Source organism: Sinomonas sp. ASV322 (genome assembly GCF_030908245.1).
In the GTDB taxonomy this organism is placed as follows: domain Bacteria; phylum Actinomycetota; class Actinomycetes; order Actinomycetales; family Micrococcaceae; genus Sinomonas.
Map to the genome: position 1 here is coordinate 208,264 of NZ_JAVFJJ010000005.1, position 18,052 is coordinate 226,315.

At 70.7% G+C, this 18,052-nt stretch carries 18 protein-coding genes and 1 riboswitch; of the genes, 9 read left to right on the top strand and 9 right to left on the bottom strand.

All coding sequences use genetic code 11. The features are described 5' to 3' along the window. Window positions 1-248: 248 nt before the first annotated feature. The 4 genes from RBS12_RS09585 (at window position 249) to RBS12_RS09600 (ending at window position 5,305) form a co-directional block, all read left to right on the top strand. Window positions 249-1,034 carry a 5-oxoprolinase subunit PxpA gene (locus tag RBS12_RS09585; RefSeq protein ID WP_307965861.1) on the top strand — a complete coding sequence of 262 codons (786 nt, stop codon included), beginning with the start codon at window positions 249-251 and terminating at the stop codon, window positions 1,032-1,034. Then, complete coding sequence (locus RBS12_RS09590; protein ID WP_307965862.1) at window positions 1,031-2,758, top strand: 5-oxoprolinase/urea amidolyase family protein; 1,728 nt, start codon at window positions 1,031-1,033, stop codon at window positions 2,756-2,758. The genes RBS12_RS09585 and RBS12_RS09590 overlap by 4 nt, the downstream gene beginning before the upstream one ends. Continuing rightward, on the top strand, window positions 2,751-4,511 hold the full coding sequence (locus RBS12_RS09595; RefSeq protein WP_307965863.1) for a biotin carboxylase N-terminal domain-containing protein: 1,761 nt from the start codon (window positions 2,751-2,753) through the stop codon (window positions 4,509-4,511). Before RBS12_RS09590 ends, RBS12_RS09595 begins: the two co-directional genes overlap by 8 nt. A gap of 116 nt (window positions 4,512-4,627) precedes the next feature. Continuing rightward, entirely contained in the window at window positions 4,628-5,305 is a 678-nt protein-coding gene (locus RBS12_RS09600) for a GntR family transcriptional regulator (protein WP_307965864.1), read from the top strand. On the opposite strand, the gene RBS12_RS09605 is transcribed toward RBS12_RS09600, so the two are convergent. Next, on the bottom strand, window positions 5,302-5,460 hold the full coding sequence (locus RBS12_RS09605; RefSeq protein WP_307965865.1) for a hypothetical protein: 159 nt from the start codon (window positions 5,458-5,460) through the stop codon (window positions 5,302-5,304). The two genes, RBS12_RS09600 and RBS12_RS09605, sit on opposite strands and share 4 nt — an antisense overlap. Window positions 5,461-5,872: 412 nt before the next feature. Here RBS12_RS09605 and RBS12_RS09610 point away from each other — a divergent pair, with 412 nt between their 5' ends. The 3 genes from RBS12_RS09610 to RBS12_RS09620 are packed head-to-tail and all read left to right on the top strand — an operon-like array spanning window position 5,873 to window position 8,698. Beyond that, on the top strand, window positions 5,873-6,589 hold the full coding sequence (locus RBS12_RS09610) for a DUF969 domain-containing protein (RefSeq protein ID WP_307965866.1): 717 nt from the start codon (window positions 5,873-5,875) through the stop codon (window positions 6,587-6,589). After that, window positions 6,586-7,554, top strand: a complete 969-nt coding sequence (locus tag RBS12_RS09615; protein WP_307965867.1) for a DUF979 domain-containing protein — start codon at window positions 6,586-6,588, stop codon at window positions 7,552-7,554. The genes RBS12_RS09610 and RBS12_RS09615 overlap by 4 nt, the downstream gene beginning before the upstream one ends. 10 nt (window positions 7,555-7,564) lie before the next feature. Further along, the gene (locus tag RBS12_RS09620) at window positions 7,565-8,698 is read left to right on the top strand and encodes a DUF2891 family protein (RefSeq protein ID WP_307965868.1); all 1,134 of its coding nucleotides are present in this window, start codon (window positions 7,565-7,567) and stop codon (window positions 8,696-8,698) included. A 228-nt stretch (window positions 8,699-8,926) separates the two neighbouring features. On the opposite strand, the gene ggt is transcribed toward RBS12_RS09620, so the two are convergent. Further along, window positions 8,927-10,753 (bottom strand): gamma-glutamyltransferase, encoded by a 1,827-nt coding sequence (gene ggt, locus RBS12_RS09625; protein WP_307965869.1) that lies wholly within the window; start codon window positions 10,751-10,753, stop codon window positions 8,927-8,929. Between the two features lie 163 nt (window positions 10,754-10,916). On the opposite strand from ggt, the gene RBS12_RS09630 reads away from it, so the two are divergent. Further along, window positions 10,917-11,417 (top strand): glutathione peroxidase, encoded by a 501-nt coding sequence (locus tag RBS12_RS09630; protein ID WP_307965871.1) that lies wholly within the window; start codon window positions 10,917-10,919, stop codon window positions 11,415-11,417. 7 nt (window positions 11,418-11,424) lie between these two features. Here RBS12_RS09630 and RBS12_RS09635 read toward each other — a convergent pair whose 3' ends face one another. From RBS12_RS09635 to RBS12_RS09655, 5 genes are all read right to left on the bottom strand, one after another. Beyond that, window positions 11,425-12,966 (bottom strand): UDP-N-acetylglucosamine 1-carboxyvinyltransferase, encoded by a 1,542-nt coding sequence (locus RBS12_RS09635; protein ID WP_307965873.1) that lies wholly within the window; start codon window positions 12,964-12,966, stop codon window positions 11,425-11,427. Window positions 12,967-13,067: 101 nt separating this feature from the next. Beyond that, window positions 13,068-13,475, bottom strand: coding sequence for a VOC family protein (locus tag RBS12_RS09640; protein WP_307965874.1), 408 nt, complete (start codon window positions 13,473-13,475; stop codon window positions 13,068-13,070). A 247-nt stretch (window positions 13,476-13,722) separates the two neighbouring features. Next, window positions 13,723-14,538 (bottom strand): energy-coupling factor transporter transmembrane component T, encoded by an 816-nt coding sequence (locus RBS12_RS09645; RefSeq protein ID WP_307965876.1) that lies wholly within the window; start codon window positions 14,536-14,538, stop codon window positions 13,723-13,725. 51 nt (window positions 14,539-14,589) lie between these two features. Then, entirely contained in the window at window positions 14,590-16,152 is a 1,563-nt protein-coding gene (locus tag RBS12_RS09650) for an ABC transporter ATP-binding protein (RefSeq protein WP_373886501.1), read from the bottom strand. A gap of 1 nt (window position 16,153) precedes the next feature. Continuing rightward, window positions 16,154-16,744 carry an ECF transporter S component gene (locus RBS12_RS09655; RefSeq protein WP_307965878.1) on the bottom strand — a complete coding sequence of 197 codons (591 nt, stop codon included), beginning with the start codon at window positions 16,742-16,744 and terminating at the stop codon, window positions 16,154-16,156. 43 nt (window positions 16,745-16,787) lie between these two features. Beyond that, window positions 16,788-16,916: riboswitch (TPP riboswitch) on the bottom strand. 60 nt (window positions 16,917-16,976) lie between these two features. On the opposite strand from RBS12_RS09655, the gene RBS12_RS09660 reads away from it, so the two are divergent. After that, entirely contained in the window at window positions 16,977-17,237 is a 261-nt protein-coding gene (locus tag RBS12_RS09660; protein ID WP_307965879.1) for a DUF4235 domain-containing protein, read from the top strand. Window positions 17,238-17,427: 190 nt separating this feature from the next. Here the strand turns inward: RBS12_RS09660 and mnhG are convergent, their stop codons facing one another. Next, window positions 17,428-17,787, bottom strand: a complete 360-nt coding sequence (mnhG, locus tag RBS12_RS09665) for a monovalent cation/H(+) antiporter subunit G (RefSeq protein WP_307965880.1) — start codon at window positions 17,785-17,787, stop codon at window positions 17,428-17,430. Beyond that, entirely contained in the window at window positions 17,787-18,050 is a 264-nt protein-coding gene (locus RBS12_RS09670) for a monovalent cation/H+ antiporter complex subunit F (RefSeq protein ID WP_307965930.1), read from the bottom strand. Before RBS12_RS09670 ends, mnhG begins: the two co-directional genes overlap by 1 nt. Window positions 18,051-18,052 lie beyond the last annotated feature (2 nt).

The window sequence follows — 18,052 nt, forward strand, 5'->3', positions numbered from 1 at the left end:
GTCACCACCCGCGGGTCCCCCACCATCCAGGGGTCACCACCCGCGGGTCCCCCACCGTCCAGGGGTCACCTCCCGCGGGTCCCCCACCCACCGGACGTGACCCCCAAACCACCCCCCACCCACCGGAGGTGACCCCCAAACCACCCCACACCCACCGGAGGTGACCCCCAAACGGGGAAGATTGTTGAACAATCCTCCAACTTGAGGCATGCTGGATGCATCACAGCATCCTGAGACGGAGGTCACTCGTGGCAAGCATCGACCGCCTAGGCATCGACCGCTTAGGAATCGACCTAAACAGCGACGTCGGCGAGTCGTTCGGCAACTGGACGTTCGGCGACGACGCGGCGATCTTCGCGAGCGTCTCGAGCGCGAACGTCGCGTGCGGTTTCCACGCGGGCGATCCGAGCGGCATCCGTGCGACGTGCCGTGCCGCGGCCGCGGCGGGCGTCACCGTCGGCGCGCATCCTGGCTACCGCGACCTCGCGGGATTCGGGCGCCGCTTCATGGACGTCGCCCCGAACGAGCTGACCGACGACGTCGTCTACCAGATCGGCGCGCTCCGCGGCCTCGCGCAGGCGGCAGGCACCGAGGTCCGCTACGTCAAGCCGCACGGCGCCCTCTACAACACGATCGTGCACCACGCCGAGCAGGCCAAGGCCGTTGCCCGCGCCGTCGCGGAGGTCGACCCCGCGCTCCCGATCCTCGTGCTGCCCAACTCCGAGATCGAGCGCGCTGCCCGCGCCGCCGGCCTCCGCACGGTCGCGGAGGCGTTCGCGGACCGCGCCTACAGCCCCGACGGGACGCTTGTCTCCCGACGCGAGCCCGGCTCGGTGCTCCACGACCTCGACGCGATCGTCGAGCACGTGCTTCGCCTGCTCGACGGGGAGGTCCGCGCGATCGACGGGAGCGTCGTCCCGATCGCGGCGGAGAGCATCTGCGTCCACGGCGACACCGCGGGAGCTGTCGCGATGGCGGCGCGCATCCGCGAGGCCATCACGGCCGCGGGCGTCCCGATCGCGAGCTTCGTATGAGGACGGCACCGAACCGGGACGCCACCGCGGAAGGCCGCGAGGCGGTCGTCGGCATCCGCCCGTCCGGCGAGCGCGCGATCCTCATCGAGCTCGCCTCCCCGGGCGCCGTCCTGAGCCTCGCCCGCGAGCTCGACGCCGCTCCGCCGCCCGGCGTCGTCGACGTCGTCGCCGCGGCCACCACCGTCCTTGTGGCCGCGGACTCCCCGGCTTCGCTGCCCGGGATCGTCCGCCGCGTGCGCGAGCTGGGCGGGGCATCCGCGGCGCCCCGAGCCGGCAAGCTCGTCGTCATCGAGACGGTGTACGACGGCGCTGACCTCGACGAGGTCGCGCGGCTCGCGGGGCTGAGCCGCGAGGGTGTCGTCGCCGCGCATGCGGGGCAGGTCTGGAGCGCGGCGTTCATCGGCTTCGCGCCGGGCTTCGCGTATCTCACGGGCGACGGCGCGCTCGACGTCCCGCGGCGCACCTCGCCACGGACGGCGGTTCCAGCGGGCTCAGTGGGCCTCGCGGGGACGTACTCGGCCGTGTACCCAAGCCAATCGCCCGGCGGCTGGCAGCTCATCGGCCGCACCTCGGCGCCCATGTGGGACCTCGGACGGGACGACCCCGCGCTCATCCACCCGGGCGACGAGGTGCGCTTCGAGCCGGTTCGCGCACGCGCCGAGCTCACCCAGCCCGGGCCCGCGGCGCGGACGCACGCGGAGGGGGCCGCGCCGTCGTCGTCCGATGTTTCCACGGCGGGCCTCGTCATCGAGCCGGGGCTCCGCGCAGGGGGCCTCGTCGTCGTCGCGCCGGGCCTCCAGACCACGGTCCAGGACCTCGGCCGCCCCGGCCTCGCCGCGCTCGGGGTGAGCGCCGCGGGGGCCATGGACCGCGACTCGCTCCGGAGCGCGAACCGCGCCGTGGGCAACTCCCCCGACGCGGCGGGCCTCGAGGTCCTGTTCGGCGGCCTCGCCCTGCGCGCGGCGGGGGATCAGGTGCTCGCGGTCACCGGCGCGCGGGCCGTCCTGAGTGTCACGACCGACGACGGCGCCGCCCCCTCGCGCTCCGAGCGGCACCCCGCGCTCGGCGAGCCGTTCGCGCTCCTCGGGGGCGAGACGCTCCGGCTCGGCACGCCGTCCGCCGGGCTTCGCAGCTATGTCGCGGTGCGGGGCGGACTGGATGTTCCGCCGGTGCTTGGGAGTCGCTCGACGGACACGCTCGCCGGGATCGGGCCTGAGCCGCTCACAGCCGGGGACCTGCTCGAGGTGCTGCGGCCCCGGGGCGCCCACGTCGTCGGTCTGCCCGAGACTCCCCCGCCTCTGCCCGAGGGCGTGACCGCGCTGCGCGTCGTGCCGGGGCCGCGCCAGGACTGGTTCACCGAGGACGCCGCGCGCGGCTTCTTCGACGCCGAGTGGACCGTGACCCCGCAGTCCAACCGCGTGGGACTGCGCCTGGCCGGATCGGCCCTCGCGTGGAACCGCTCGGACGAGCTCAAGAGCGAGGGGACCGTGCGCGGCTCGATCCAGGTCCCGCCCAACGGCCAGCCGGTTCTTTTCCTCGCCGACCACCCCGTGACGGGCGGCTATCCCGTGATCGGCGTCGTCGTCGAGGCCGACCTCGACCTCGCGGGCCAGCTCCCGCCCGGCGCGCGCGTCCGGTTCGCCGCCGTCGCCCCCATCCATGCCCCCCTCCGCCCAACCCACGCTCTCCCGCCCCACCCACCCTTAGGAACCCCCCGTGCGTAAAGTCCTCATCGCCAACCGCGGCGAGATCGCCGTCCGCGTGGCCCGAGCCTGCGACGACGCGGGCCTCGCGAGCGTCGCCGTCTACGCGGACCAGGACGCCGACGCCGTCCACGTCGCCGCGTGCACCGAGGCGTACGCGCTCGGCGGGACGTCCCCCGCGGAGACCTACCTCAACGTGGCCAAGATCCTCGAGGCCGCGGCCCGCTCGGGCGCGGACGCCGTCCATCCCGGCTACGGCTTCCTGTCCGAGAACGCGGACTTCGCCCAGGCCGTCCTCGACGCGGGGCTCGCGTGGATCGGGCCCTCGCCCGAGACCATCCGCATGCTCGGGGACAAGGTGAGCGCCCGGGCCGTCGCCGTGCGCGCCGGCGCCCCGCTCGCGCCCGGCAGCGACGGGCCGGTCGCGAGCGCCGAAGAGGTCCGGGAGTTCGCGCGAGCGCACGGACTGCCGGTGGCCATCAAGGCCGCGTTCGGCGGCGGCGGGCGCGGGCTCAAGGTCGCCCGCACGATGGGCGAGATCGAGGAGAGCTTCGATTCCGCCGTGCGCGAGTCGCGCGCAGCGTTCGGGCGCGAAGAGTGCTTCGTCGAGAAGTTCCTCGATAAGCCGCGGCACGTCGAGGCCCAGGTCCTCGCGGACACGCACGGGAACGTCATCGTCGTCGGAACGCGCGACTGCTCCCTCCAGCGCCGCCACCAGAAGCTCGTCGAGGAGGCGCCCGCGCCGTTCCTCACCGACGGGCAGCGGGCCCGCATCCACGAATCCGCCAGGGCGATCTGCCGCGAGGCCGGCTACGTGGGCGCCGGCACGGTCGAGTACCTCCTCGACCGCACCGGGACACTGAGCTTCCTCGAGGTCAACACTCGCCTCCAGGTCGAGCACCCCATCACCGAGGAGACCTCGGGCATCGACCTCGTCGCCGCGCAGCTCGCGATCGCGGCCGGCGCCCCCGTGCCCGTGCTCGAGGACCCCGAGCCGCGCGGGCACGCGATCGAGTTCCGCATCAACGCCGAGGATCCCGGCCGCGGCTTCCTGCCCTCACCCGGAACCGTGACGCGCTTTGCCGCGCCCACGGGGCCGGGGATCCGCGTGGACTCGGGGGTCCGCGACGGCTCTACCGTGCCGGGGCAGTTCGACTCGCTCCTCGCCAAGCTCGTCGTGTGGGGCGCCGACCGCCAGCAGGCCCTCCGCCGCGCTCGCCGGGCCCTGCGCGAGTTCGAGATCCACGGCCTCGCGACCGTCCTGCCGTTCCACCGCGCCGTCGTCGAGAGCCCCGCCTTCACCGCCGAGGGCGAGCTCAGCGTCTACACGACGTGGATCGAGTCCGAGTTCGCGTCCGAGCTCGCCGCGAACCCGGAGTTCAGCCCCGCCGCGGCCGACAGCGGCAGGCGCACGTTCGCCGTCGACATCGACGGCAAGCGCGTCACGCTGGGCGTCCCGGAAGCGCTGTTCGCGGGCCTCGCGCTCGTCACGCCCGGCTCGCCCCGCGTGGCCCGAGCGGACGACGACGGCGCCTCCGTGAGTGCCACGGCTGCCGCGCCGGCGGCGGCGCTCACGGCGGACATGGGCGGGACGATCGTCAAATGGCTCGCCGACCCGGGCGACGCCGTCGAGGCGGGCGACGCCGTCGTCGTCCTCGAAGCCATGAAGATGGAGACGACCGTCCGGGCCCACCGCGCAGGACGCCTCGGCGAGCATGCCGCGGCGGCGGGCAACGCCGTCGCCCCCGGTGCCGTGCTCACGACCATCTCGTAACCGTCCCATCGACTGCTCCGTAACTGTCGTTATGAGGCCCCAAAACGGCGGTTACGGAGCAGTCGTTGCGGTGGTCGCGCGAGAGGGACCGCTGCACGCGCCGCTAGGGTGGTTCCATGACGTCAGAGGAGGTCCTGGCCAGCCTGCGCTCCGAGGCGGGCAGCACGAAGCATGCCGAAACGAGCTCGTGGGTCGCGGCGCAGCTGCGGCAGCGCATCGCGGACGGCCTGCTCGCGCCCGGCGCGAAGCTCGCGGAGGAGGCCCTCCGGGAAGCCCTTGGCGTCTCGCGGAACACGCTGCGCGAGGCGTTCGCGACGCTCCACGCCGAGCGGGTCGTGACGCGCATCCCGAACCGCGGGGTGTTCGTCTCCCACCCGACGGCCGAGGACATCCAGGAGATCTACAGGGTGCGGCGGCTCGTCGAGCCCGCGTCGCTCCTGTGGTCCCCCGCCGGGCCGACGGCGCCGCTCGCCGAGATCGTGCGGGCGGCACAGAAGGCCGCGAAGGCCGGCGACGTGCCCGCGATGGCCAGTGCGAACCAGGAGTTCCACCGCGCGCTCGTCGCCCGCGCAGGGAGCGAGCGCCTCGACAGCCTCATGGAGCAGATCCTCGCCGAGATGCGGCTCGTGTTCGCGTCGATGGCCGCGGATCCGCGCTTCCACGCGCCCTACGTCGAGGACAACGCGGCGATCCTCGGGCTCCTCGAGGCCGGGCGCCATGCCGAGGCCGCGGACTTCATGGTCGACTACCTCGGCCGGGCCGAGCAGCAGCTCCTGGCCGCCGTCGCCCGCTAACCCGCGCTGACCGGTGGCGGGCCGAGCAGCAGCTCCTGGCCGCCGTCGCCCGCTAACCCGCGCTGACCGTCGTCGCGCCCGCCCGCCGCCCGTCCCTCGTCGGGCCCGCCCGCCGCCCGTCCCTTCCAGTACGCGTACACGAAGGAACGAGCCAATCTCCGTTCCTTCGTGTACGCGTTTCGCTCATCGGCGAAACGAAGACCCCCGGAATTCCCGGGTTCGGGACGCCAACCGAGAGCGTTTTCCCGCGAAACGCGTACATCTCGGAACGCGGGCCGTCGTGTACGCGTACAGGATCGGACGCGGGACGGGACGGGAGGGGGAGGTCGGCGCGCGGTCAGTCCCGGGCCGCCGCGAGGCAGGACTTGATGCTGTCCAAGGTGCGCATGATCCCACCGATTCGGCGACCGGCAGGAGCGGTGACTCCAGCCGCCCGACGGGAAAACCCCTAAGGATTGTTCAACAAGCCTTGCCTGATTGTTCAACAAAAGGCTATGCTGTGGGTCACAACCGTCCCCGCGCCACTCCCCCCTTTGCGCAGGACCCGCACCTCCGGAACGGACAATCATGCTCGTACTCATCGGGGTACTTCTGGTGATCGTTGGCTTTGCCATCCGCCTGAACCCACTCGTCGTCGTCACCGTGGCCGGCATCGTCACGGCGCTCCTCGGTGGACTCAATCCCCTCCAAATCCTCGAAGCCTTCGGAAGCGGCTTCGCGAGCAGCCGCTCGGTCACGATCTTCGCAGTCGTCCTCCCGGTCATCGGCATCATCGAGTACTTCGGCCTTCAGGAGCAGGCCAAGAACCTCATCGCCAAGCTCGCACGCCTCACGGCGGGCCGCGTCCTCCTCGCTTACCTCGCGATCCGCCAGATCACCGCCGCAGTCGGCCTCACGAGCATCGGCGGCCACGCCCAGGCCGTCCGCCCGCTCGTGTTCCCGATGGCCGAGGGCGCGGCCCTGCGCCGCTACGGCCACGTCCCCGAGCACATCAAGGAGCGCATCAAGGGCCACTCGGCCGCGGCGGACAACGTCGGCGTGTTCTTCGGCGAGGACGTCTTCGTGGCGGTCGGCTCGATCCTGCTCATCACGACGTTCGTCGACACGACGTACCACCTTCACCTTGAGCCGCTCCAGCTCGCCCTGTGGGCGATCCCCACGGCCATCGCGGCCTTCCTCATCCACGGCTTCCGGCTCCTGCGCCTTGACCGTGCCCTGGACAGGGAGTTCGCCAACACCACCACAGCTGACGAGGCCGCTGCAACGGCAGGAGACACCAAGTGATCAACGTCGAAGCCGTCTACTGGCTCATCGGAGCGCTCTTCATCGCGTGGGCCTCGCTCATCGCGCGCGACGCGAACCATCCGCATCGTCTTGGAGCGTCGTCCTTCTGGGGCCTCCTCGGCCTGTGCTTCTTCTATGGCACGTGGGTCCAAGCAGGAACCGCGCCCGCATGGATCCTCGGCGTCGCCGTTCTCGGCCTCGTGGCCCTCGCCGCAACGGGCCGCATCAAGCACGGCCAGACCAAGACCTCGACGCCTGCCGAGCGCGAGGCGTCGGCGGCCCGATTCGGGAACCGGCTTTTCATCCCGGCCCTTACGATCCCGCTCGTCACGGTCGTCCTCGTGCTCGCAGCGCCGGTCCTCAAGATCGGCAGCACCCCGATTCTCGATCCGAAGAACACGACCCTCGTGGCCCTTGCGCTCGGCGCCGTCGTGGCGACCATCGTCGCCGTCGTGCTCCTGAAGCCCAAGAACAAGCTCGGGCCTGTCATCGAGAGCCGCCGCATCCTCGAGTCGATCGGCTGGGCGGCCCTCCTCCCGCAGATGCTCTCGACGCTCGGCATCCTCTTCACGAAGGCCGGGGTGGGCACCGCGGTCAGCACGCTCGTGACCGGCCTCATGCCCAAGGGCTCCCTCCTTGCGGCCGTCATCGTGTACTGCGTGGGCCTGTTCGTGTTCACGGTCCTCATGGGCAACGGCTTCGCCGCGTTCCCGATCATGACGGCGGCGATCGGCTGGCCCGTGCTCGTTCAGCAGTTTCACGGCAACCCCGCGATCGTGTTCGCGATCGGCATGCTTGCCGGCTTCTGCGGCACGCTCTGCACCCCGATGGCTGCGAACTTCAACCTCGTTCCGGCGGCGCTGCTCGAGATGAAGAACAAATACGGCGTCATCACGGCCCAGCTCGGCACGGCGTTCCCGCTGCTCGTCGTCAACACCGCCCTCATGTACTTCCTCGCGTTCTAGGAGCCGCCCCGTGCCGCACGATCCCTTCCCCGCAGCCGCGGAGCATTGCGCCGCCGTCGTCCTCGACAACCTGTCCCGCACGTACCCGTACGCGGCGCACCACATCCAGGTGTCCGACGACGACCGGCCCACGCCGTCCGAGCTTCACCCCGCGTTCGACACGTCGTTCGACTGGCACTCATGCGTGCACATGCATTGGCTGGGCGTGAGCGTCCTGAACGCAGCGCACAACACAGCGGCTCGCATCTCAGCGGACGACGGCGGCGCCCACCTCGAGCCGCCGACGGCGGCACGGCTGCGGGCGGCCTTGGCGGACAACCTCACGGCCGAGAAGCTGGCCGTCGAGGCGGAGTACCTCGCGGCCAACCCGTCGTGGGAGCGCCCGTACGGCTGGGCGTGGCTCGTTCGCCTCGCGGCGGCGTGCGCCGCGTCGGGCGACGACGAGATCCGCGGCTGGGGGCGGAACCTCGAAGGGTGCGTCGACGTCGTCGCCCGCCTCGTCCGCGCGTGGCTCGCCAAGGCCGAGTACCCCGTGCGGCACGGTCTGCACACCAACTCGGCGTTCGGCGTCGCGCTCTTGCTCGACGCATTCCGCGCGCTCGGCCGGACGGATGCCGCCGAGGCCTGCGAGGCCGCGGCCCGCGCATGGTTCGGCGCCGACGCCCGCTGGGCCTCGGAGTGGGAGCTCAGCGGGCAGGACTTCCTCTCGGCTGGCCTGAGCGAGGCCGACCTCATGCAGCGCGTCCTCGGCGCCGACGAGTTCGCGGCGTGGTTCGGGCGCTTCCTTCCCGGGCTCCGCGCGGACTCGCGCATGCTCGCGGTCGTGGGCGTGACCGATGAGTCCGACGGATACATGGTTCACCTGCACGGCCTCAACCTGAGCCGCGCGGGCCAGCTCGCGCGGGTGGTGCGGGCCCTGCGGGCGGCGGCAGCGCCGTCGACCACTCCTGCGGCGGAGCCGCTGCTCGCGGCGGCAGCGCCGTCGTCGGTTTCCTCAGCCGAGCCCGTCCTCGCCGCCGCGCTCGAGCCGCTTCTCAAGGCGGGGCTTGCAGCCCTCGACAGCGAGGACTTCATGTCGACGCACTGGCTCGCGAGCTTCGCGTGGGACGCGCTCGAATCGCGGCGCGCTCTGCAGCCCGCGTAAGACGCCGTCCAGGGGTCACCTCCCGCGGGTGCGCGGCCATCCAAGGGTCACCTCCCGCGGGTGCGCGCCATCCAAGGGTCACCTCCCGCGGGTGCGCGCCATCCAAGGGTCACCTCCCGCGGGTGCGCGCCATCCAAGGGTCAGCTCCCGCGGGTTACGACCCACGGTAGCTGACCCCTGAACGGTCATGGCACCTCGGCAAGCTGACGGCGCAACCCAAGGCGACGGCTAAGGCGACGGCGTCACGACCATCGCCGACCCGCCGCCCCTACGCACGGGCTCCGCCGCCGCGAGCATCCTCCCGTCGGGCAGGAACTCGATCGCAGTCTCGGCGCCGATCTCGGCCGCCGAGGTGAAGGAATCCCCGGACGGCTGGAGGACGTGCCCGAACGGCGTCAGCTGGCTCCCGTATTTCGTGATGAAGTCCGGCTCAGCAATGACCTTCGGCGTATTGCGCTGGGTCGCGCGCGGCGCAGCGATAGCCTGCGGCGTCGTCATCCCCCGGTCGATCCGGTTGAAGATCGTCTGCAGGACGGTCGTGATGATCGTCGAGCCGCCGGGCGAGCCGAGGGCGAGGAACGGCTTGCCGTCCCGGAGCATGATCGTCGGCGACATCGACGAGCGCGGGCGCTTGCCGGGGTCGATGCGGTTCGGATCGTTGGGGTTGAAGACGGTCGAGAAATCCGTCAGCTCGTTGTTCAGGATGAAGCCGCGCCCGGGCACGACCATCCCGGAGCCGCCGGTCTGCTCGATCGTGAGCGTGTACTCGACCACATTGCCCCACTTGTCCGCGACCGTGAGGTTCGTCGTCGAGATGTTCTCGGTGTCGGCGTCGCCCGCGCTGGCAGCCGCAGCGGCCGGGCAGGCGCCGTCGATCGTCTCGACGTCGCCCGGAGGCACGGGCTTCGTGGCCGCCGTTGTCGGGCTGATCGAGCACGCGCGCTCCTTGCCGAATTGCGGGTCGAGCAGCTCGTCTGTCGGGACGTCGACGAAGTCCGGGTCGCCCGCGTACTTGCCGCGGTCGGCGAAGGCGAGGGCGCTCGCCTCGAGGTAGTGGTGCAGAGCGTTGGCGTCGTTCATCTCGGCGAGGTTGAACTGGTCGAGGATATTGAGCGACTCCCCCACCGTCGTGCCGCCGCTGCTCGATGGCGCCATGCCGAAGACGTCGTAGCCGCGGTAATTCACGTGGGTGGGGTCGCGGTCGACGGTCTTGTACGCCGCGAGGTCCGCCGCCGTCATGTGGCCGACGGGAACGGGGAGCGTCGTCGTCGCAGTCTTCGGCGGGTTCTGGACTGTATTCGTGATCTCGCCCGCAAGCGGCCCGCCATAGAAGGCCCCGATGCCGTTCGCCGCGATGAGCCTGTACGTGGCGGCAAGGTCGGGGTTCGTGAAAATCGAGCCGACGGCGGGAGCGTCTCCCCCGGGAAGGTACAGGCTGCTCGTCGTCGTGAAGGCGGCGAAGCGAGCCTTGTTATCGAGCGTCTGCTGGCGGAACGTCGGATCGACGACGAAGCCGCGGTCAGCGACCGTGATTGCCGGCTGGAGTGCCTGGCCGAGGCCGATCGTCCCCCACCGGTCGAGGGCCCGCTGCCACGTCGCAAGGGTCCCCGGGACGCCGACGGAGATCCCGCTCGTCACGAGCTCGGGCGTGAACCGGTAGGGCTTGCCGGTGGCCGGGTCGATGAACGCATCGTGCGGCATGACCGCGGGCGCGGTCTCGCGTCCGTCGATCGTGCCGATCGTCCCGTCCTGGGCGTTGTAGAAGACGAAGTATCCACCGCCGCCGATGCCAGCGCTGTAGGGCTGAGTGACGCCGAGCGTCGCAGCCGCGGCGACGGCGGCGTCCGCGGCGTTGCCGCCATTGCGGAGCACTCCGAGGGCCGCGGCGGAGGCCTCCGCGTCGACGCTGCTGACGGCGCCGCCGAAGCCGACGGCGGTGGGCTGCTTCTGCGTGACCTGGCCGTCGGCGACGGCGGGACCGACGACGGCGCCGCCCGTCACCGTGAGCGCGAGGGCCGCGCCAAGGGCTGCCAGTCGATATCGAAGAGTGGTCATGATGCCTCCCGGTTCATGGGGAATGAAGACAGGGCGTGACCCAACCTAGTTCGCACCCGAGGCAACGTCAGCCCGCGGAGCAATCGAGTTTCTGCTGCCCGGTGGGGTGAACTAGGGGTTGTTGCTGTTCGTTTGATGTATCGGGGAGGACGACGGGAGCACGATGGCTGACCTTGACGGCATCGCTGTCACAACGCTCGCCGGGCAGACGACGGCGTTCGGCGAGTGGGCGGACAAGGTCCGGCTCGTCGTGAACGTCGCGAGCCGCTGCGGCCTCGCGCCGCAGTATGAACAGCTCGAGGAGCTCCAGAAGCGCTACGGGTCCCGTGGCTTCACGGTGCTCGCGTTCCCGAGCAACCAGTTCCTCCAGGAGTACGCGGACTCGGAGAAGATCGCGGAGTACTGCACGACGACGTGGGGCGTCACGTTCCCCGTCATGGCGAAGGTGCGCGTCAACGGCCGCGCGGCGCATCCCCTCTACCGCGAGCTCACGAGGACGCCCGACGGCGAGGGCAAGGCCGGGCGCATCACGTGGAACTTCGAGAAGTTCCTCGTGCTGCCGGACGGCACCGTTCACCGATTCCGGCCGCGCGTCCCCCCGGACCATCCCGCGATCATCGCCCTCATCGAGGCCGCCCTCGCGGGAGACCCCGCCGAGGACTGAGAAGACCTCAGTCCTGGAAGTACTCGATCCGTGCGCCGATCGAGTTCAGGCGCTGGGCGAGGTCCTGGTAGCCGCGCTCGATCACGTAGATGTTGCGCAGCTCGCTCGTGCCGCGCGCCGCGAGCATCGCGAGGAGGATGCACGCTGCAGGGCGCAGCGCCGGCGGGCAGCCGACCTCGGCGGCGCGCCATTTCGTGGGCCCGTTGACGTAGATGCGGTGCGGGTCGAGGAGCTGGATCTGGGCGCCGAGCCGGTTGAGCTCCGTGAGGTAGATGGCCCGGTTCTCGTAGACCCAGTCGTGAATGAGGGTCTGGCCCGTCGCGTTCGCGGCGATGACGGCGAAGAACGGGAGGTTGTCGATGTTGAGGCCCGGGAACGGCATGGGGTGGATCTTGTCGGCCGGCGCCTCGAGCTCGGACGGGAGCGTCGTGACGTCGACGAGCCGCGTCCGGCCGTTGCGGGCCATGTATTCGCCCGAGATCTCGAGCTGCTGGCCCATCTGCATGAGCGTCGCGAGCTCGATCTCCATGAACTCGATCGGCACGCGCCGCACGGTCACCTGCGAGTTGGTCACGACGGCCGCGGTGATGAGGCTCATGGCCTCGATCGGGTCTTCAGACGGCCAGTAGTCGATGTCCTGCTCGATGCGCGAACGGCCCCGGATCTGCAGCGTCGTGGTCCCGACGCCCTCGATCTCGACGCCGAGGCCCTGGAGGTAGAAGCACAGGTCCTGGACCATGTAGTTCGGCGAGGCATTGCGGATCACGGTGAGGCCCTCGCGGTGCGCGGCGGCCATGATCGCGTTCTCGGTGACGGTGTCGCCGCGCTCGGTGAGGACGAACGTGCGGTCGTGGCGGTCGGCCTCGGGCGCGCGCACCGAGTAGAAGCCATTCGTGGCCTCGACCGCGAGCCCGAACGTGCGGAGGGCCTGCATGTGCGGCTCAACCGTGCGGGTCCCGAGGTCGCAGCCGCCCGCATACGGGAGCTTGTATTCGCTGCGCTCGTCGAGGAGCGGTCCGAGCAGCATGATGACGCTGCGCGTGCGGCGCGCGGCCTCGACATCCATGGCCTCGAGGTCGAGCACGGCGGGGCGGCGGACCTGCAGATCGCGCGGCTGTTCGCCCGGCGCGGCGGGCAGCCACGTGCATTCGACGCCGATCGAGGTCAGGACCTCGACGATCCGGTTGACCTCTTCGATGCGCGCGAGGTTGCGCAGCGTCGTGGTGCCGCGGTTGATGAGGCTCGCGCACAGGAGCGCGACGCCGGCGTTCTTGGACGTGTTGACGTCGACGGCACCGGACAGCCGGCGCCCGCCCTCGACCCGCAGGTGGGTCATCTTGGACGGGCCGATGTTGAGGATGCGCTGGCCGAGGATGTCCTCGATGCGCTGGAGCATCTTGAGGCTCAGGTTCTGCTTGCCCTGCTCCATGCGCGCAACGGCGCTTTGGCTTGTGCCAAGCTCCGCGGCGAGTTGGCCTTGCGTCCAGCCCTTGTCGCTGCGCACTTCGCGCAGAATCGCCCCGACGGTTTCAGCAGTCTGTTGCGCCATGTCGCCAAAATATCACAGATGCGATAGTTGACCTGAAATCGACACGAAATGGAGACACAGGGCGGTCTAGACCGCCCTGTGTCTCCATTTCGTGAGATAAATCAAGCGTCTTGGGGGCCCGTGACCACCGAAATGACGTTGCCCGCGGGGTCCTTGAACCACGCCATGCCGAAGCCTGCCGGGGCCGCCGGATCGCGGAAGATCCCGTTTTCGTCGAGCGGCATTTCCTCAGTGCTCGGGTAGTAATCGGTGCGGATGCCGGCGTCGTGGAGCGAGGCCACGGCCGCACCGATATCCGGGACGACAAGGTTCAGCACCGTGTGCGTCGCCGGAACATGGTCCGACTTCGGGTACGCGTAGACTCGCCCTCCGCCGGGAAGCGTGATGTCGAGCCCGCCTCCCATTGCCTCCGCCACGCCGATTCCGAGGGTTCCTGCATAGAAGTCGCGCGCCTTCTCGACGTCGTCGACACTGAAGCTCGAGAACGATCCAACGATTTCAACCATCATGGGCTCCTTTGGCTGGGTCATAGCGTGGGTCCCCCGGGGCAACGATTGCATCCCCGGCACGCGGAGCGCCAGAGACGAGCATGCCCATTGCGGGCGGCCCCGGCTGTGCCGTCACCTCTGCCGGACGCGCGACTTGCGCCGTCAGATCCGCGGGGTGCGGACCTCCCCACCGACTTCCAGCCCTCGCAGGCTCGGGCCGGGTCCCTCGTCGGTGTGGGCCCAGCAAATCTGACGGCGCAACAAGGGGTCACCCCCACACGACGTTCCACGCTCCGAGGACGACGGCGGCGCCCACCGCGAGCGCGGCGATTCCCACCCCGGCCGCGACCACCCACGCGTCGAGCCGCGAAAAGCTCGACTCACGCGCCCACGTGCGCGGTGCCGGACGCCCGTCCACGACGCCGCCGAATCCACGCGCCTCCATCGCGACGGCGAGGCGTGTGGCCCGACGAATCGCGAGGACGAGGAGCGCGAACGCCTGGCCGAGAAACGCGCGGAACCGGGCAACGGGGCTGTGGCCTGTTCCGACCCCGCGGGCGCGGCGGGCGAGGCCGAGCGTGCGCCACTCGTCCACGAGCAGACCCACGAGCCGCATGCCGGCGAGGGCGCCGAGCACAAAGCGGCTCGGGAGGTGGAGTTTTTGGGCGAGGCCGTCGGCGAGGTCGGTCGGATCCGTGGAAAGGAGAAGAAACACGCCCGGCAGGGCGATCGCGAGGCCGCGGAGCCCGATCGCCACGCCCGTGAGCACGGAGTGCTCGGTGAAGACTGCGGGCCCGAGCTGGAACCAGACCGGCCCCGCCTTGACCCCGAGCAGGGCGGTCGAGTACGCCGCGATGGCGGCGGCCACGACGAGCGGCCACGTGCGCTTCGCGAGGCTGGCCGGACGCACGCCCAGCAAGGGGACGAGGCACAGCTCGCACGCGAGGGCCACCGACGCCGAGACCCAATCGACGCTGAACAGGAGGGTCAGCGTGATGCAGAGGGCCGCGGCGAGCTTCGCGACGGGGTTGGCCCGCGCGAGGACGGAGTTGGCCACGTCGGGGGTGAGAATGTCAACGCTCACTTGAGGGCCCCCGCCCAGCCGGTCCGCGCAGGGTTGCGGATAGCGCCGCGCTCACAGTGCAGCCTCCAAGCGCGCGGCGCGCCCGCCGTCGATGCGGTAGACAGTGTCGGAGAGGGCCGCCGTGAAGTCCTCGTCGTGGGTTACGGCGAGCAGGGACGTGCCCTGCCCGAGCAGTTCCGCGAGGAGCCGCACGAGCTCGGCCCAGGTGAGGGCATCTTGGCCGAACGTCGGTTCGTCGAGGACGAGGATCCGCGGGCTCGTCGCGAGCATGGTCGCGACCGAGAGGCGCCGCTTCTCGCCACCGGAGAGCGTGAACGGGTTCGCCCCGGCGAGGCGATCTAGGCGCAGTCGGTCGAGGAGTCCGTCGACGACGCGCCGCACCTCTTTCTCGGACAGCTTCGCGACGCGACGGGGCCCGAACTCGAGCTCGTCGAGGACGCGCGGCGTGAGGAACTGGTGCTCGGGCTCTTGGAACACCGTGCCGATCCGGCTCACAAGCTCGCTCGACCGCCATCGGTGCGGGCTCGTCGCAGCCCCGCGGGCAAGCGGCGGGAGCGCATCGAGTCGACCGCCGACGGCGGGGAGGAGCCCCGCGAGCGTGAGCGCAAGGGTGGACTTGCCGGCGCCGTTCGGGCCCGTCACGCTCGCGGCGTGGCCCTCGCGGAGCGTGAGGTCGATCCCGTCGACCACGGGCGGAGCTTTCGATGAACGCCCGACGGCGAGGCCGTCCGCCAAAAGCAGAGGAACAGCGAGCAGCTCGCCCTGGCTATCCGGCGCCTCCGGGCGCAGCACCCGGCCGGCGTCGTTCCCAACCTCATCCCCGGTGAGCGGATGCCAGCCCGGAATCCACACGCCCGCGGCGGCCAGCCGCCGTCGTACGCCCGCGTCGGCGAGCACTCGCTCGGGCGGACCATCCGCGAGCAGGCCGCCGCCCGCGCCGAGCACGACGACGCGATCCACAAGCTCGGACCACACCGAGACCCGGTGTTCGACGACGACGAGCGTCGCCCCCGTGCGGTCGAGGCTCCGACGCACGGCCTCGCGAACCTCTTGGACGCCCTCGGGGTCGAGGTTCGCGGTCGGCTCGTCGAGGAGTACCAGGCCGGGTTCCATCGCGAGGATCCCGGCAAGCGCAAGGCGCTGCTTCTGGCCGCCTGAGAGGGCTGCGGTGGGGCGGTCGAGCGGGAGGTCGAGGCCCACGTCCGCGAGGGCCCGGTGCACGCGCGGCCAGATCTGCTCGCGCGGGACGGCGAGGTTCTCGCAGCCGAACGCGACCTCGTCGCCCACGCGGGCCATCGCGATCTGGCTCTCAGGGTCCTGGAGTACGAGCCCCGCGCGGCCGCGCGCCCTCGGCGCGGGAACGCCGTCGACCGTCAGCTCGCCCTGCTCCTCGCCCTCCTCGGCCGCGCCGAGGACGCCCGCGAGCGCGTGGAGCAGCGTCGACTTGCCCGCGCCGGACGCGCCGAGCAGGAGGACCCGCTCGCCCGGGGCAATGTCGAGGTCTAGGCCGCTCACGGCGAACGCCTTGCGGCCCGCGTGCCGCCAGCCCCAGCCGCGAGCCCTCACGCCGGCCGGCGCGCCCCCGGATGCGGCCCAAGGCATGGCGGGGGACATCTCAGACGTCCGCGGCGCGTCCCGCGGCGAAGGCGGACAGCGCACCGGTCTTCGCGAGCGCCTTGACCGCGAGCCAGCTCAGCAGGCCCGCGATGACGATGCCCGAGATCACGGCGAAGACCGTGTACGCGACCTTCCAGCCGAACTCCCATTCGACGAAGAACTGGATGACCTCGCTCACGCCCAGCGCGAGGCCTGAGAGAGCGCCCGCGAGGAGCGCGACGGCGACGTTCCAGCGGCGGTACGCGAAAATCGCGAAGCCGAGCTCGGCGCCAAGGCCCTGAACGAGACCTGAGAGCAGGACCGTGACACCGAACTGCGAGCCGAGCAGTGCCTCGACGACCGCGGCGAGGATCTCGCAGAAGAGGGCCGCGCCCGGCTTGCGGATGATGAACCCGCCGAGGACCCCGGCGAGCAGCCAGCCGCCGGAATAGAGGCCGCTGAGCGGGGCGAACGCAGCCGTGACCGCCAGGACACCGGTATACGCCTGGTCCCACAGCCAGAAGATGACGCCGCAGGCCACGGACACAACCGCGGCGACCACGATGTCGACAACTCGCCACGTGTAAACGGGCTTGGTGGTGGTGCTCATCGTCTTTCTACCTCCCACTGGAGCAGGAGGGGCGGCAGCTGGTCTGCCTGAGAACTCGACTTCCTTCGCCGGTATTAGCCGGAGCAGGTTCGAGGGTCTGCGGTGGTCCGCACTCTCAGCGCCCTGGTGCGCGACGGACACGTCCGACGGCGGCGCTCCCCTGTCGTATGAAGTGCAGCTAGTCTACCGCTACGCTGGGCGGAGAACTGTGCCGACTGCGAAGGAGACGGACGTGACCATCCTCATCAAGCTGCTCGGAACCGCCATCAGCGTCGGCGCCGGATTCGTGGCCACGAAGGCGGTCGACGCGGTGTGGGAGAAGAGCACCGGCAACAAGCCGCCCAAGGACGCGACGAACATCGAGCAGAGCCTTCGCGACACGCTCGTGTTCGCCCTCGTGTCCGCGTCCGTCGGGGCTGTGATCCAGGTTCTCACGCAGCGCTTCACGCAGAAGGCGATCGCGCGCTTCAACAGCACGCCGGACGTCGTGTAGCGGCCGTCTTCCCCAACTTCTCCGCCGGCCACCCCAACTTCGCGTCCGGCCACCCCAACTTCTCCGCCGGCCTCCCGAGCATCACCTGAAGACGCCTTGTGGTCGAAAAGACCCACTGAGGACGTCTTATCGACCACAAGCCGTCTCGTGAACACGCGGCCGTCGTGACGAGGCGGAATTCCCGGCCGGCTCAGCCCGCGTCGTCGGTCCGCTCGACGCGGGCCACGACCTCGTCGAGCTCATCGACCGTGAAGCGCCCCTTGTCGGCGTGCTTCGTCCGGTACCCGGCCCGGCCAACCATGTGCGCGGACACGGGAACGGTCAGGAGCTGGAAGATCCATGCGACGACAAGCAGCGGCACGAGCGCCCACGAGCGCAGCTCGAGCCCCAGAGCCGTCAGCAGGAGCAGCGAACCGAGCACCTGCGGCTTCGTCGCGGCGTGCATGCGCGTGAGCAGGTCGGGGAAGCGGAGCAGCCCGATCGCGGCCCCGAGCGACATGAGCGCGCCGAGCACCATGAGCACGCCCGCCACCATGTCCACCAAACTCATCACGGCCGCCTCCGGTCCTGCACGAAGCGTGCGACGGTCACGGATCCCACGAAGCCGATGAGCGTGATCGCGACGACGAGCGCGAGATTGTCCGTGTGCCGGTGCGCAGCCATGTCCACGATGAGTGCGGACGCGAGCACCACGAGGAGGACGTCGGCCGCGAGCACCCGATCGAGCAGCGCGGGCCCCTTGATCATGCGGACCACGGCGCCGAGCGCGGCCAGCGCGAGAAGGACGCTGCACACTGCGAGGACTCCGTCCATGA